The organism is Pseudomonas sp. PS02290 (assembly GCF_029960075.1).
Classification (GTDB): Bacteria; Pseudomonadota; Gammaproteobacteria; order Pseudomonadales; family Pseudomonadaceae; genus Aquipseudomonas.
Map to the genome: position 1 here is coordinate 1 of NZ_JASCOY010000110.1, position 14,771 is coordinate 14,771.

General features: G+C 62.1%; 14 protein-coding genes. 11 read left to right on the top strand and 3 right to left on the bottom strand.

What is annotated here, in order from left to right:
- Positions 1-179, bottom strand: a 179-nt coding sequence (locus QMX88_RS25910) for an isochorismatase family protein (RefSeq protein WP_282373125.1), incomplete at its 3' end; no start/stop codon positions are given.
- Between the two features lie 182 nt (positions 180-361).
- Here QMX88_RS25910 and QMX88_RS25915 point away from each other — a divergent pair.
- From QMX88_RS25915 to QMX88_RS25965, 11 genes are all read left to right on the top strand, one after another.
- Positions 362-1,483 carry a DUF1615 domain-containing protein gene (locus QMX88_RS25915; protein WP_282373117.1) on the top strand — a complete coding sequence of 374 codons (1,122 nt, stop codon included), beginning with the start codon at positions 362-364 and terminating at the stop codon, positions 1,481-1,483.
- A gap of 156 nt (positions 1,484-1,639) precedes the next feature.
- Entirely contained in the window at positions 1,640-2,119 is a 480-nt protein-coding gene (locus tag QMX88_RS25920; protein ID WP_192172290.1) for a hypothetical protein, read from the top strand.
- 267 nt (positions 2,120-2,386) lie between these two features.
- A complete protein-coding gene (locus tag QMX88_RS25925) occupies positions 2,387-3,238 on the top strand; it encodes an STAS domain-containing protein (protein WP_192172052.1) in 852 nt (283 codons plus the stop codon).
- A gap of 4 nt (positions 3,239-3,242) precedes the next feature.
- Entirely contained in the window at positions 3,243-3,605 is a 363-nt protein-coding gene (locus tag QMX88_RS25930) for an STAS domain-containing protein (RefSeq protein ID WP_192172051.1), read from the top strand.
- On the top strand, positions 3,602-4,006 hold the full coding sequence (locus tag QMX88_RS25935; RefSeq protein ID WP_192172050.1) for an anti-sigma regulatory factor: 405 nt from the start codon (positions 3,602-3,604) through the stop codon (positions 4,004-4,006). The genes QMX88_RS25930 and QMX88_RS25935 overlap by 4 nt, the downstream gene beginning before the upstream one ends.
- Positions 3,997-5,034 carry an ATP-binding protein gene (locus tag QMX88_RS25940; RefSeq protein ID WP_282373119.1) on the top strand — a complete coding sequence of 346 codons (1,038 nt, stop codon included), beginning with the start codon at positions 3,997-3,999 and terminating at the stop codon, positions 5,032-5,034. Before QMX88_RS25935 ends, QMX88_RS25940 begins: the two co-directional genes overlap by 10 nt.
- Positions 5,027-5,920: a sensor histidine kinase gene (locus QMX88_RS25945; protein ID WP_192172048.1), complete on the top strand. Its 894-nt coding sequence runs from the start codon at positions 5,027-5,029 to the stop codon at positions 5,918-5,920. Before QMX88_RS25940 ends, QMX88_RS25945 begins: the two co-directional genes overlap by 8 nt.
- Positions 5,910-7,850, top strand: coding sequence for a response regulator (locus QMX88_RS25950; RefSeq protein WP_282373120.1), 1,941 nt, complete (start codon positions 5,910-5,912; stop codon positions 7,848-7,850). The genes QMX88_RS25945 and QMX88_RS25950 overlap by 11 nt, the downstream gene beginning before the upstream one ends.
- A 157-nt stretch (positions 7,851-8,007) precedes the next feature.
- Positions 8,008-10,266 (top strand): ATP-binding protein, encoded by a 2,259-nt coding sequence (locus QMX88_RS25955; protein ID WP_282373121.1) that lies wholly within the window; start codon positions 8,008-8,010, stop codon positions 10,264-10,266.
- A 19-nt stretch (positions 10,267-10,285) separates the two neighbouring features.
- Positions 10,286-10,747 (top strand): response regulator, encoded by a 462-nt coding sequence (locus QMX88_RS25960; protein ID WP_192172045.1) that lies wholly within the window; start codon positions 10,286-10,288, stop codon positions 10,745-10,747.
- 67 nt (positions 10,748-10,814) lie between these two features.
- Complete coding sequence (locus QMX88_RS25965; RefSeq protein ID WP_282373123.1) at positions 10,815-13,190, top strand: response regulator; 2,376 nt, start codon at positions 10,815-10,817, stop codon at positions 13,188-13,190.
- A gap of 300 nt (positions 13,191-13,490) precedes the next feature.
- On the opposite strand, the gene QMX88_RS25970 is transcribed toward QMX88_RS25965, so the two are convergent.
- Both QMX88_RS25970 and QMX88_RS25975 read right to left on the bottom strand, forming a co-directional pair.
- On the bottom strand, positions 13,491-13,832 hold the full coding sequence (locus tag QMX88_RS25970) for an FKBP-type peptidyl-prolyl cis-trans isomerase (protein ID WP_282373124.1): 342 nt from the start codon (positions 13,830-13,832) through the stop codon (positions 13,491-13,493).
- A gap of 67 nt (positions 13,833-13,899) precedes the next feature.
- Positions 13,900-14,478 (bottom strand): DUF1349 domain-containing protein, encoded by a 579-nt coding sequence (locus QMX88_RS25975; RefSeq protein WP_282373127.1) that lies wholly within the window; start codon positions 14,476-14,478, stop codon positions 13,900-13,902.
- Between the last annotated feature and the right edge of the window lie 293 nt (positions 14,479-14,771).

A 14,771-nucleotide genomic window follows, 5' to 3' on the forward strand; every position in this document is an offset into this window, starting at 1 on the left:
AAGGGTGCGGCGGCGCCTGTTTCATGGCGGATCACCACGACCAGATCCCCGGCGTCCCGAGCGGCCTGAATCACCTTGGCGGCGTTGTCGGCGGCGGCATCGGCGCCTGCGAGGGGCCATTTGCCGCCGGGAAAGTAGTCGTTCTGGATATCGACTACGATGAGCGCTGTGGTGGACATTCGGGCTTCCTTGTTGAATGGGTAGGGTGGGTCAGAGTAATGCCTGCCCGAGCCTAGGGCCACTCCCGCTTCACAGGTTGAACGCGATGCTTTTTGTAGGGCCGTATCCAGCCCTGTTTGAATCAGCAGCGCTCCCCGCTGTCCATAGCCCGCCACCCCGTTTGAGTAACCAGCGAGAAGTCATGCCCGTGAATGGAATCAGCCGCCACCTCCATGCCCTAGCCAGCCTGATCCTGCTGGCGGTCCTCGCCGGTTGCAGCGCGCAACGCAGCCAGGAACCCGCGCCGGAACCCTCGGTGGTGCGCAGTGAAATCGTGCGATTGTTGCCTGCCACTGTCGCCGACCGCCAGGGCTGGGCCCAGGACATTCAGCGGGCATTCGAGGCGCAGCAGATCAACCCCAGCGTTGAAAACCTCTGTTCCGTGCTGGCCGTGACCGAGCAGGAATCCAATTTCCAGGTCGACCCGGCCGTCCCCGGCATGGGCAAGATCGCCCAGGATGAAATCGACCGTCGCGCCAGCAAGGCGCACATCCCCAACCTGCTGGTGCGCAGCGCACTGGACATCCGCTCCTCGACCGGCAAGACCTTCAACGAACGCCTCAGCGCCGCCCGCACGGAAAAAGACCTGAGCGCGATCTTCGATGACTTCATCGGCATGGTGCCGCTGGGTCGTACCCTGTTCGGCAATTTCAACCCCGTGCACACCGCAGGGCCCATGCAGGTCAGCATCGAATTTGCCGAGCGCCAGGCCCGGGATTATCCGTATCCGGTCGAGGGTTCTATTCGCCATGAAGTGTTCAGCCGTCGCGGCGGCATGTACTTCGGCATCGCCCACCTGCTGGGTTATCCGGTCAGCTATGACAGGCCGCTGTACCGCTTTGCCGACTTCAACGCCGGCTGGTACGCCAGCCGTAATGCGGCATTCCAGAGCGCTGTGGCGCGGGTGTCCGGCAAACGTCTGGCGCTGGATGGCGACCTGATCAGCTACGGTTTCGGCCCGGCGCTGGGGCAGACCGAACTGGCGGTTCGCAGCCTCTACCCGCAGCTGGACATGCGCAACACGACCATCCGCAGCCACTTGGAGAAGGGCGAAACCCTGGCCTTCGAAGACACCGAGCTGTACGCGAAGATTTTCGCCATGGCCGACAAGGCCGCCGGCAAGCCGCTGCCGAGGGCGATTCTGCCGGGCATCGTGCTGGAAAGTCCGAAGATCACCCGCAAGCTGACCACGGCCTGGTTCGCCCAGCGGGTGGAAGAGCGGCGGGTTCGCTGCATGGCGCGGGCGTCCGGGTCATTGAAGTGAGGGCGTGATGTTCAAAAGCTTCCCGGCTAACGCCGGTCCCACATTCAATTTGCAGGAGGCACCCTTGTGAGCCGTGACATCGAAACACCGATCATCATCACCAGCAGCAATCCGGTGGCCGAAGAGCAGGCCGCGGATGCTCAGGTCGCTGATGCCATGCTGTTCGGATCGCCGAAAGACCGGCTGGACTTCTACCGCAAGGAAATCCAGTACGAGACGGCCATCCTCTCCAACCGCACCAACGCCTATTTGTCCGCGCAATCGTTTCTGGTGATCGCCTTCGCCTCGTCGATGGCTAACCTTAATCCGGAGTGGGGCAAGATGTTCACGCTGGTGGTGCCGCCATTCCTGACACTGCTCGGGCTGATCAGCTCCATGCACGCCTGGCCCGGCATCCGCGCCGCTTACGAAATCATCGATCACTGGCATTTCAAGCAGGCCCAGCTGCTCAGCAGCCAGCCGGCCATGGGGCTCGCCTACGACGACTCGCCCCTGTTCAGCGAGCACGAATCCAGCGAGAAGGGCTATCGTAAATCGCTGATGTTCTCCATGCGCACGCCGTGGTTGTTCACCGTGTTCTGGTTTTTGCTGGGGGCCTTTTCCATCTATGTTCAAGTGGTCGACAGCGTGTTTTAAGGCCGTGACGCTCGCGCTGATAAAGAAACAGCAAAAACGGACTGATGTTATCTTGACACCAAGTCACGGCAGGCGTATTTCGTCTGCCCGGTCCACGCCCGTTGCAGCGCCTGCAAACCCGTTAGCCAGACAGCCTGTTGGTCCGCGCCTTGCAACAACTTGCCGCTCAGCGTTCTGTGCTGTTTTTTTGACCATTCCCCATATTTCACAGGCCCGCTCAAGTCGACCAACTCTAACTCTCGACGTGCACTCACTGGAGCCACCCTCATGGCAGCATTGCAACAAATCACCGTTGACGCGCTCAAGCGCTCGGAATCCCAGCTTGCCGTTCAGTGGCACGCCGACCTGGAAGCCAGCGGCGCGACCCGCAATCTCAAAACCGAAGAGATCCGCCAGCAAGTTACCGACTTCCTGCGCCTGCTGACGTCGACCCTTGAGAAGGGTGGCTCGGTCAACATCACCACCACCGAGTGGGATGACGTTCGCCACTTTCTGGAAAAACTCTCCAGCCAGCGTGCGTTGGCCGGTCAGGATTCCCAGCAGACCGCCAGCTTCATCTTCGCCCTCAAAGGCCCGTTGTTCACACAACTGCAGCGCGACTTCGCCGACCAGCCCGCGCTGGTTGCCGAGCAAGTGATGCAGATTTCCGAACTGCTCGATGGCCTCGGCCTTCACACCATTCGCACCTATCAGAAGTCCCGCGAGGCGGTGATCAAGCGTCAGCAGGAAGAGCTGCTCGAGCTGTCCACCCCTGTGGTGAAACTGTGGGACGGCGTTCTGGCGTTGCCGATGATCGGCACGCTGGATTCGCAACGCACCCAAGTGGTCATGGAATCCCTGTTGCAGCGCATCGTCGACACCGGCGCGGAAATCGCGATCATCGACATCACCGGTGTGCCGACCGTCGACACCCTGGTGGCCCAGCACTTGCTCAAGACCGTCACGGCGATTCGCCTGATGGGCGCCGATTGCATCATCAGCGGTGTGCGTCCGCAGATTGCCCAGACCATCGTGCACCTGGGCCTGGATCTGCAAGGCGTCGTCACCAAAGCCAACCTCGCCGACGCGCTGGCACTGGCCCTGCGCCGTCTCGGCGTCACCATTACCAAGGCGGTATGAGCCCATGGAGCGCATCCCGATTCTGCAGATGGGCGACTTTCTGCTCGTCACTATCCAGGTGGACATGCATGACCAACTGGCGATGACGCTGCAGGACGACTTGTCCGAACGCATCAGCCGTACCTCGGCCCGTGGCGTGCTCATCGACATCTCCGCACTGGACATGGTCGATTCGTTCATTGGCCGGATGATCGGCATGATTTCCGGCCTGTCGCGGATCATGGACGCCGAAACCGTGCTGGTGGGCATGCAGCCTGCTGTCGCCATCACCCTGGTCGAGCTGGGCATGACCCTGCCGGGCGTCAGCACTGCGCTGAACGTCGAGCGCGGCATGAAACTGCTGCGCGAGAGAGCCTATTCCCAATGAGCGTGCGCAGCAGCGGCACTCAACCCATTCGCATCGAGCAGGATGTCGTGCTGGCCCGCCAGACCACTCGCAAGCTGGCCCAGGAATGCGGCATGCGCCTGATCGATCTGACCAAACTGGTGACAGCGGTCAGCGAGCTGGCGCGCAACACCATGGTCTATGGCGGCGGCGGTGACATGGACTGGCAGATCATCGAGGACGGCGTGCGCGTTGGCCTGAGCCTGACCTTTCGCGACGAAGGTCCGGGGATTCCCGACCTGAAGCTGGCGATGACCGACGGCTGGACCTCCGGCGGCGGTCTGGGCCTTGGCCTGACCGGTGCCAAGCGGCTGGTGGACGACTTCGAGCTGGACACCGCGCCCGGCGCAGGCACCCGTGTGACGATCTGCAAATGGACGTGAGCCTGCACAGCCACTTGACTCAGGTGTTGCCGATCGAGGACATCAGTCAGGTCGGCCACGCCCGACGCACCGCGCAAAAGCTCGCCGAACAGGCCGGCTTCGACGAGGCCGACTGCGGCCGCGTTGCGCTGGTCACCACGGAGCTGGCGAGCAACATTCTCAAGCACGCGCAGAGCGGCGAATTGCACGTGCGTGTGCTGCCCGGCGATGTCTCCGGCGACGCATCGGCTGCGGTGCCGGGCGTCGAGATCATTGCCATCGACCGGGGCAAGGGGTTCGACGTGCAGAATTGCATGGCCGACGGCTTTTCAAGCCGTGGCACCCAGGGCATCGGCCTGGGGTCGATTCTGCGTCAGGCGCAAGTGTTCGACGTGCACAGCGACGCTCGCGGCAGCGCGCTGCTGGCGCGTTTCTTTCCGCGCAAAAGCGTGGTGAAGGACCTGCGCTTGGGCATCACGCAGCAGTCGCTGCACGATGACCCGGCCTGTGGCGATGTGTGGGAAGTTGCGGTCAAGGGCCAACAGGTGGCGATCATGATGATCGACGGCCTGGGCCATGGCCCTGAGGCGGAAGAGGCCGGGATGGCCGGTGCCCGGGCGTTCATGAGAAATCCCTTCGCTGATCCTGGCGTGCTGCTGGAAGACCTGCACTTCGACATGCGCGGCAGCCGGGGCGGCGCGGCTGCCCTGGCGCTGTTTGATGGCGCGTCGGGCAAGCTGCGCTTCATCGGCATCGGCAATATCGGCGCGACGCTGATCGGCGACGACAAAACCCGGGGCATACCCTCGCACCCGGGCATTGTCGGCCTGCAATACCGGAAGATTCCGCCGATTGACTACGCCGACTGCACCGGTCAGTTGCTGATCATGTTCAGCGACGGCCTGCAATCGCGTTGGAATCTTCGCGACTATCCGGGTCTGATGTACCGACACCCGGCGATCATTGCAGCGGTGTTACACCGCGATTATTGCCGGGGCAGGGACGACGTAACGGTATTGGTGATGGCTCTGGAGACGCTCGATGACTGACAACACTGCCCGCGAGACGCTCGAGGGCTCCCCCGCACTGGCGACCGAACTCGAGCTCCAGCGCGTGCGAGCCGAAGCGGCAGCCCTTCGCGCCGAGCTCGACGAGACGAACCAGGGCGTACTTGCCCTGTACGGCGAGCTCGACATGCAGGCCGAGCAGCTGCGCCAGGCGTCTGACCTGAAAAGCCGTTTTCTGGCCTACATGAGCCATGAGTTCCGCACGCCGCTGGGTTCGATCCTGAGCATCGCCAGCCTGCTGTCCGACGAGTTGGACGGCACGTTGAGCCCGGAACAGCACAAGCAGGTCGCCTTTGTCAGCAACGCCGCGCGGGAATTGAGCGACATGGTCGATGACCTGCTCGACCTGGCGAAGATCGAAGCGGGCCGCATTTCCATCTCGCCGGCGTGGTTTGACATGTTCGATCTGTTTTCGGCGCTGCGCGGGATGTTCCGGCCTATCGTCGACACCTCGGCCGTGGACCTCATCTTCGAAGAGCCCGCGGGTCTGCCGAGGCTCTACACCGATGATCAGAAGCTCGGGCAGATCCTGCGCAACTTCATTTCCAACTCCCTGAAATTCACCCAGCGCGGCGAAGTACGGGTGTCGGCGCGGCTGGAGTCCGAGGACTCGATTCGCTTTGCGGTGACCGACACCGGCATCGGTATTCCTCAGGAGCTCCACGGCGCGCTGTTCGAAGATTTCATTCAGGTCGACTCGCCGCTGCAAAAACGCCTGCGCGGGACGGGGCTGGGTTTGTCCCTGTGCAAACGCTTCGCCGAATTGCTCGGTGGCCACGTGGGCGTGGAGAGCGAGCCCGGTGTCGGTTCGACGTTTTATGTGGTGATCCCCTTGGCACTGGCCCAGGAGCCTGCGGATGAAGCCTGAAACCCGGCTGCTGATCGTTGATGACAACACCGCGACCCGCTACGCCCTGCGTCGACGCATGGAGCGCCAGGGCTTTGTGGTATCGGAAGCCGGCACCGGCACCGAAGGCCTTGCGCTGATCGCCGAGCGGATCCCCGACGCGCTGATTCTCGACGTCAACCTGCCGGACATGAGCGGCTTCGACATCGTTCGGCAGTTGCGCGCTGCGCCCCGCACGGCGCTGTTGCCGGTGGTCCACGTCTCTGCGGCTTCGATCCAGACCGGCGACATCGTGACCGGCCTTGAAGCCGGCGCGGACGCGTATCTGGTGCACCCGGTCGACCCCGACGTGCTGCTCGCCACCCTGCGCACACTGCTGCGGGTGCGGGATACCGAATACGCGTTGCGAGACAGCGAAGAGCGCTTTCGCGAAATTTTCGCCAACGTCTCGGCGCCGATTGCGGTGATGGACGGCCATCTGAAAGTCCACGAAGCCAACCACGCCTTTGCCCAGTTGCTGGGGCAGGCCGCTGGCGACAATTCGGTGCTGCGCAGCTTCAGCGAAGACCAGGGCTCGGCGCTGGACGGGCTGCGTGAAGCGCTGGAAGCGGGCGAGCGCTGGATGGGCACGCTGAGCATGCGGGTCAAGGGCGAGCTGCGCGAAACCGAATGGCAGGTGTCGCCGTATCGGGTCAGTGGCATGAGCCTGGTCTTCATCGAAGACGTCACCGAGCACCGCCGCCGCGAACAGTCGCATCTGCAGCAGCTGGACTCGGTCAACAGCCGGCTCGCCCACGAAGTCGCCGAGCGCGCCCGGACCGAAGAGCAGTTGCTGCAGGCGCAGAAAATGGACGCCATCGGCAAGCTCACCGGCGGCATCGCCCACGACTTCAACAACCTCTTGACGGGCATCGTCACCGGGCTTGAGCTGATCAAGAAGCGCACCGAAGACGGTCGCACCGAAAAAGTCATGACCTACGCCGACGCCGCACTGGCGTCGGCGAAAAGCGCGTCGGCATTGACCCATCGTCTGCTGGCCTTCGCTCGCCAGCAGCCCCTCGACACCCGCGCTGCGGACGTCAATCAGTACGTGCGCTCCCTTGAAGACCTGCTGGGCCGCACCATCGGCAAAGGTATCTGCCTGACCCTTGATCTGACCTCGCGCAGCGCCGTGGCGATGGTCGACGCCGGCCAGCTCGAAAGCGCCGTGCTCAATCTGGTGATCAACGCCCGTGACGCGTTGCCAGCGGGCGGAAACATCTGGATCAGTACCTTCGAGACCTATTCCCAGGGTCATTCCCGCATGGCGGACGGCGCGTACATTGCCCTGACCGTGCGCGATGACGGCGTCGGCATCGAGCACCATCTGATCGATAAAGTGTTCGACCCGTTCTTCACCACCAAGCCCATCGGCCAGGGCACCGGCCTGGGCCTGTCGACGATCTATGGTTTCGCCCGCCAGTCGGGTGGCGACGTGCAGATTCGCAGCGTTGTCGGCCACGGCACCGAGGTTACGCTGCTGCTGCCGGCGGCGGACGAGCAGCGCGTCGAGCCGCAGCAGCCTGCCGCCGTCGTCGCGCAGGGGGCAGGGGAGCACGTACTGATCGTTGAAGACACGGCCTCGGTGCGCATGTTCGTCAATGAAATCCTCACCGATGCCGGTTATCGCTGCACCCCGGTTGCCGATGTCGGCACGGCGCTGTCCTGCCTTGAGCACGACAGTACCATCGACCTGTTGCTCACCGACGTCGGGATGCCCGAAATGAATGGCCGTGAGGTGGCCCAGCGCGGCCGAAGCTGGCGTCCCGACCTGCCGGTGCTGTTCATGACCGGCTACGCCGAGAACGCGCTCAATCGTCAGGACTTTTTGGGCGAACGGATGGACATGATTCTCAAACCCTTCCAGTTGGTGGAGTTTCTGTCGAAAGTAAGGGCCATGGTCGACAGCTGAATGCGAATGAATGGTTTTTTTCTCGTGAATCAGTCAGTTCGGAGTATTTGAGCCGGTCGGTTTTTGTTACCGTGTGTGGCATCCCCATCCGTGCCGCCTTTCCGGCACATATTACCGACGCCGTTTGCCCAAACGTTGACGGTGAAGGAGCGAGACCTTGACCCTTAGCGACGACGACGGCCTTCAGGGCGCGATTGAGCATTGCGCGCGTGAACCGATCCAAATCCCCGGCAGCATTCAGCCCCACGGCTTTCTGCTGGTCATCGACGAAGCGGCTTCGACCATCATTCAAGTCAGTGCCAATGTCAGCGACTGGCTCGGGCTGGAGCCCCAGTCGTTGATCGGCGCCACCCTCACCCGCGTGTTCGCCGAGCCCGAGCGCCTGCTCCAGCGCCTGCATGCCCTGCCTGAAGAAGAACAGAACCCGTTCCACATCGGTGAAGTGCGGTTCCTTTCGGGTTCCAGCACGGCTCAGCCGATGACCATGATGGTTCACCGTCACGATCAGGTCCTGATCGCCGAGTTCGAGCCGGCCGGTGACATGACCGGCGCCTACGGCAATGTTTACCCGCTGATGCGCGGGTTCATCAGCCAGATGACCGTAGACGAAAGCATCGAAGCGCTGTGTCAGCGATCGGTCTCAGAGGTCAAGCGCATCACCGGCTTCGGTCGGGTCAAGGCCTATCACTTCGATGTCGATGGAAACGGCCTGGTCAATGCCGAAGCGGCAGATGACGACTATGAAAGCCTGCTCGGCCTTAGCTTCCCGGCGTCTGACGTGCCTGCCCAGGCCCGGGCGCTGTATCTGGCCAACCGTATTCGCGTCATTGAAAACGCCAACTACCAGCCATCGCCGCTGTTACCCGCCAACAATCCCCTGACCGGCGCACCGCTGGACTTGACGTTCGCCACGTTGCGCAGCGTGTCGCCGGTGCATCTGCAGTACATGCGCAACATGCAGACGATGGCCTCGATGTCGATCTCCATCGTGGTGCGCGGGCGGTTGTGGGGCCTGATTTCCTGCCACCACGCGACGCCGCGCCGGGTCAGCTTCCAGACCCGGACCGCCTGTGAACTGCTGGGCAGCGTCTTGTCCCTGCAGATCGAGAGCAAGGAAGCCCATGCCGCCAACCAGCGCATGCTCAGCCTGCGCCGACAAATCGTGCAGATGCTCGCGGCCATGGCCGACCTCGACAGCGTGACCGGCGGCCTGCGCGCAATGCCCGAGGTGTTGCTGGGTTTTGTCGGTGCCAGCGGCGCGGCGGTGATTTCCGGCGCCAGCGTCGATGTCTACGGCGAAACCCCCGAGCGCGAGCAGATCGTCAAGCTTGCCGAGTGGCTGAGCGGCCGTGATCCCCACGAGGTCTTCCGCTCCGACAACATCAGCCGCGACATTCCCGAGCTGCCCGTGCTGGCCACCTCGGTCAGCGGCGTGCTGGCGACGGCGATCTCCGAGTTGCATTCCAACTTCATCATCTGGTTCCGGCCCGAGCAGGCTCGCGTGGTCAACTGGGCAGGCAAACCGGAAAAAAGTGTCAGCCCGAGTGGCTCGCTGAACCCGCGTCACAGCTTCGCCCTGTGGCAGCAGACCGTGCGCGGGTTCTCCCGACCGTGGGACGACATGGATTGCGAAGCGGTGATCGAGCTGCGAGCGGCCGTGCTCGGCATCGTCCTGCGCAAGGCTGAAGAAATGGCCGCACTGGCCGATGAATTGAAGAAATCCAACAAAGAGCTAGAAGCGTTTTCCTACAGCGTCTCCCACGACTTGCGCGCGCCGTTGCGCCACATTGCCGGGTACGCCGAGCTGTTGAATGACATCGAAGGCAGCAAGCTGTCTGACCGAGGCGTACGCTTCCTGGAAAACATCAGTGATTCGGCACGATTCGCCGGTACGCTGGTCGACAACCTGCTGAGCTTCTCGCAGATGGGTCGCTCCGCGATGCGTTTCTCCGACGTGGACCTGAATGCCATGGTCGAGTCGATTCGCCGGGAAATGCTGCCTGATTACGAAGGCCGCGCGCTGGAGTGGAAGGTCACCGGTCCACTGCCCGTGGTCATTGCCGATGCGGCGTTCCTGCATTTGGCGATGCGCAACCTGTTGTCCAACGCGATCAAGTACACCCGCAACCAGGACCCGGCAGTGATCGAGGTGGGGAGTTACGAGGAAGACGGCAAGGTCGTGGTGTTCATCCGCGATAACGGCGTCGGCTTCGACATGGCCTACGCCAGCAAGCTGTTCGGGGTGTTCCAGCGCCTGCACCGCATGGAGGAATTCGAAGGCACCGGCATTGGTCTGGCAAGTGTCCGACGGATCATCGAACGCCATGACGGCACTGTGTGGGCGCACAGCCAGTTGGGCCATGGCGCCACTTTTTATTTTGCGCTGCCCAAGCGCGGTTTGACCGTAACTCTTTGAGTGTCGAAGGAGACGCCCAGTGCTTAAACCCATTCTTCTGGTGGAAGACAATCCGAACGATCTCGAGCTGACCCTTGTCGCTCTGGAACGTAGCCAGTTGGCCAACGAAGTTATTGTGTTGCGTGACGGTGCAGAAGCCCTTGATTACCTACTGCGCCGCAACCACCATCACGATCGCGTGGTGGGCAATCCGGCGGTGATGCTGCTGGACCTTAAACTGCCAAAAGTCGACGGCCTTGAAGTGCTCAAGGTCATCCGCGAAACCGAGGAACTGCGCAGCATTCCCGTCGTGATGCTCACGTCTTCCCGCGAAGAACCCGATTTGGACCGCGCCTACTCGCTGGGTGTGAACGCTTACGTGGTCAAGCCGGTCGAATTCAAGGAATTCGTCTCGGCGATCTCGGATCTTGGCGTGTTCTGGGCAGTCCTGAACGAGCCACCGCCGGGTTCCCTGCGACTCGCCCGTCGCCCGGGCTCCTGAATCCGGCGCTTGCTGGCCTGCGTCAACGCATTCGCGCAAGCCCCTACTGGAACAATGACTTTTATCCATGTCGTTATCGCAGCTTAAATTGCTTTTGGTCGAAGACAGTTCGCTCGATGCGGAGCTGATTCTCCTCACCCTCGAAAACAGTGGGCTGAAGGTCGACGCTACGCTGGTCTACAACCACCAGGACGTCGAACGTGAGCTGACGGCCGCACGTTTCGACCTCATTCTCAGCGATTATCTGTTGCCGGGCTCGTCAGGAGCCGACGTGCTCAATAGCGCGTTGCGGCTGGCCCCGAAGACGCCGTTCATCTTCCTCTCGGGGATCTTCGGCGAGCAGCATGCCGTCGAGATGATGCGCATGGGCGCCATTGATTACGTCCTCAAGCAGAACATGAAAATGCTGCCCAAGGCGGTGGTGCGCGCGGTGTCCGAAGTGCAGGAGCGGGAAAAGCGCCTGTACGCCGAGAAGACGCTGCAAGTCGCGGAAGTGCGTGCGCATCTGGCGATCGAAGCGGCCGACATGGGCGTCTGGACCTACGATCCGCGCACCGACACGCTGCTGTGGGACGAGCGCTGTAAAACGCTTTACGGCGTTGAAGCCGACGCCCACGTTACCCTCGCCCTCATGTTCCTGCTCTGCCATCCGGACGACCGCGATCAGTTGCACAGCAAGGTCATGGCCGCGCTGACGGTGGACACCTCGTTCCAGATCGAGCACCGCCTGATTACCGATGAGGGCGAGGAGCGCTGGGTCTTCGCCAATGGCCGCTCTCTGTTCGAAGACGGCCAGTGCGTGCGCTTTACCGGTGTCATGCAGGACATCACCGAACGCAAAAATGCCACCCAGGCGCTGCTTCAGCTCAATGAAATTCTCGGCGAACGCGTGGTTCAGCGAACCCGCGAGCGTGACCGCACCTGGGAGCTGTCCCGGGAGCTGCTGGGTGTATTGCATTTCGACATGACGCCAATCGCCCTCAACCCGGCGTGGGAGGCGACGCTGGGATGGGGTCGGGATGAGGTCGGCCAGCAGCGGTTGAGCGAATTCATCCATCCGGATGATCTTGCCGCCACGTTGCGCGAGACCGCCAGCATTGCCGACGGCCACGTGACCACGCGCTTCGTGAACCGCATGCGCCATGCCGATGGTGGCTTTCGCTGGCTGTCGTGGACCATCGTGCCGGACGACGGGCTGATGTACGCCGCGGTCCGCGACATCACCGGCGAGCGGGCGGTGGTGGACGAACTGGCGGCGACCAACAAGCGTCTGCGCGATCAGATCAAGGAGCGCGAACGCGTCGAGGCCGCCTTGCAGCAGATGCAGCGGCTCGAGGTAGTCGGCCAGTTGACCGCCGGCGTCGCCCACGACTTCAACAACCTGCTGACGGTGATCCTGACCAGCGCGAACTTCCTCAGCCGGGATCTGGAAAAAGGCGTGTTCACCAAGTCGCCCCAGCGCCTGCAGAACATCCGCGAAGCGGGCGAGCGGGGCGCCAAGCTCACCAGTCAGCTGCTGTCGTTCTCCCGTCGCCAGCGCCTGGAACCCGTTGCGCTGAACCTCAACGACACGATTGACGGCATGCGCGAACTGCTGGGTCGAGCATTGGGCGGCAGCGTCTGGGTGGAAACCGAACTCGCCGAGGACCTGTGGAGCGCGTTGGTGGACCCGACGCAGACCGAGATGATCATCCTCAACCTGGCGATCAACGCCCGGGACGCTATGCCCCAGGGCGGGGAACTGCGCTTGAGCACCTGGAACGAGATGGTTTATCGCCTGCCGTTACGGCAGGAAGATCCGGAGCCCGGCGCGTATGTGGTGTTGTCGGTGAGTGACTCCGGCTGCGGCATGAGCGCGGAAGTCCTGGCCAAGGCCTTCGAACCGTTCTTTACCACCAAGGCGGTGGGCAAGGGCTCGGGGTTGGGTCTGGCGCAGGTGTTCGGCTTCGCCAAGCAGTCCGGTGGCGGCGTGAGCATCGACACCGCCGAAAACGCCGGCACCACGCTGCGGGTGTACCTGCCCAGCGTGGCGCGCACGGCGGTCCCGGTGGTCAGCGCCTCCGACATGCCCGGCCGCGCCGATGCGGACACCAAGCACCGCACGATTCTGCTGGTAGACGACGACCCGGACGTACGCTCGGTGACGGCGATGATGCTGGTCTCGCTGGGGTATTCGGTGGTCGAAGCGGACAGCGGCGACGAAGCGCTGAAGAAGCTCGACCCCGGCATCGAACTGCTGCTGACCGACTTCGCCATGCCTAACATGACCGGTGGCGAGCTGGCGGAAATCGTCCGCCGCGACCACCCGCAGCTGCCGATCATGTTCATCACCGGCTTCGCCGACATCGACATCCTCGACGTTGACCCGAAGCTGATCGTGCAGAAGCCGTACAAGGAAGAGGAACTGGCGAAGAAACTGGCCCGGGTGTTGATGCAGGCGTAGGTCCGGAATTCCGCGGGCTGAAGCCTCTCCCACCGGGATTGCACTCATCTGCAGGGCCTGCGACGGGCTCCCATTGTAGGACCGGCTTTAGCCGGGAAGGCGTCGGTTGCCACACCGCGAGGTTGATGGCGTACACGCTGGCCTCTTCACGGCTAAAACCGGTCCTGCTCCCGATTGCGCACACCCGCACGGCTCTTGGTTCTGCCGGGATTTTGGGTACGCCGCCATTCCCTGTGGGAGCGAGCTTGCTCGCGAATGGGCCATGACAGGCCGCTGAACATCCATCGGCTGAAACACCTCTCAATCATCCCGCGTCAGCACTTCCAGCAATTCAATCTCAAACACCAGATTCGAATGGGGTTTGATGTGCGCGCCCATCGAACGCTCGCCGTATGCCAGCGCCGCAGGCACCTGCAACGTGCGTTTGCCGCCGACCTTCATGCCCATCAGCCCGATGTCCCAGCCCTTGATCACCCGACCGGTGCCGATGACGCACTGAAACGGCTTGCCGCGCTCCCACGAGGAATCAAACACGGTGCCGTCTTCCAGGGTGCCGGTGTATTGGGTGGTGATCAGCGCGCCTTTGACGACGGCCTTGCCGGTGCCTTCCTGCAGATCGACGATGCTCAGTTCTTCATTCATGTTCAGGTTTCCACAGCGAGAGGAAGCGGGATGCAGGCTGGCCAAGCGTAAGCAGCCGGGAGATTGGCTAGGTCAAATCGTGCAGGTCTCGCCCGAGGGGCGGGGTCAATGACCATTCGGAAAACCTCACCTTTAACCCTTGCCGCTCCGGTGTGCAGCACATAGGACCCACCGTGTAGCGGTCCGCGTCTGGAAAGGGAGCAAGTCTAAGCAGCGGCCAGGTCATTCCGTCGGTGGAGTATTGCAAGCGCAGCACTCCATCGGAAACGGTCACACGAAGCCAGAAATCGGTTGGGTCGCCAGAAAAGCTGCAGGGTGCCCAATCCGACGTGCCGCGTGTCAGCACGCTACTGATCATTGGCATTCCATCGTTATATTCGATTCCTGCCTTCAACCAGGTCTCCTCATTGAGCCTGACCATCATCCCCGCCTGGTCATAGAGCTCGCGAAAATCGGCATTCACTCTGACTTGAGCGGTAAAGCCACCAGTGGTCTCAAACCCCAGGAAATGTCCGCTGTCTCGAATGAACCCGTAATGGGTTTCACGCCAGAAATCGGTTTGAAAGTCAGTCACAATTTCTAACGTATGTTCAGCGATGCTTTGGCAATGGCTCGGCTTGTTCAGCCATTTGGCAGTCCGCCAAATTGACGCTTCAGCGTTCTGACTGCCCACTTCAACCTGTTTTTTATCCACCAGGCTACCTCCTTCGTTAATAGCTGGATCCAGAAGTGAAGGACTGAATCGAACGCATGATCGCCGCCCCTCGGTTATCGGCGCAAGTGAGACTCGGAACAGCGACAGCCGAGGGCTCGCCGGCAACGCTCCAGACGTGTCATCAGGAAAAAAAACGGCGCGGCCCTTTACAGGGTCGCGCCGTTTTTGTGGGTCTGTGGATTCAGGTCTGAGGATTCAGGTCTGACGAATCGGACCTGACGAAT

Excerpts from the sequence above, each read along its gene's own strand:
- QMX88_RS25915 (WP_282373117.1), top strand. The coding sequence starts at position 362 with ATGCCCGTGAATGGAATCAGCCGCCACCTCCATGCCCTAGCCAGCCTG.
- QMX88_RS25920 (WP_192172290.1), top strand. The coding sequence starts at position 1,640 with ATGCTGTTCGGATCGCCGAAAGACCGGCTGGACTTCTACCGCAAGGAA.
- QMX88_RS25925 (WP_192172052.1), top strand. The coding sequence starts at position 2,387 with ATGGCAGCATTGCAACAAATCACCGTTGACGCGCTCAAGCGCTCGGAA.
- QMX88_RS25930 (WP_192172051.1), top strand. The coding sequence starts at position 3,243 with ATGGAGCGCATCCCGATTCTGCAGATGGGCGACTTTCTGCTCGTCACT.
- QMX88_RS25935 (WP_192172050.1), top strand. The coding sequence starts at position 3,602 with ATGAGCGTGCGCAGCAGCGGCACTCAACCCATTCGCATCGAGCAGGAT.
- QMX88_RS25940 (WP_282373119.1), top strand. The coding sequence starts at position 3,997 with ATGGACGTGAGCCTGCACAGCCACTTGACTCAGGTGTTGCCGATCGAG.
- QMX88_RS25945 (WP_192172048.1), top strand. The coding sequence starts at position 5,027 with ATGACTGACAACACTGCCCGCGAGACGCTCGAGGGCTCCCCCGCACTG.
- QMX88_RS25950 (WP_282373120.1), top strand. The coding sequence starts at position 5,910 with ATGAAGCCTGAAACCCGGCTGCTGATCGTTGATGACAACACCGCGACC.
- QMX88_RS25965 (WP_282373123.1), top strand. The coding sequence starts at position 10,815 with ATGTCGTTATCGCAGCTTAAATTGCTTTTGGTCGAAGACAGTTCGCTC.
- QMX88_RS25970 (WP_282373124.1), bottom strand. The coding sequence starts at position 13,832 with ATGAATGAAGAACTGAGCATCGTCGATCTGCAGGAAGGCACCGGCAAG.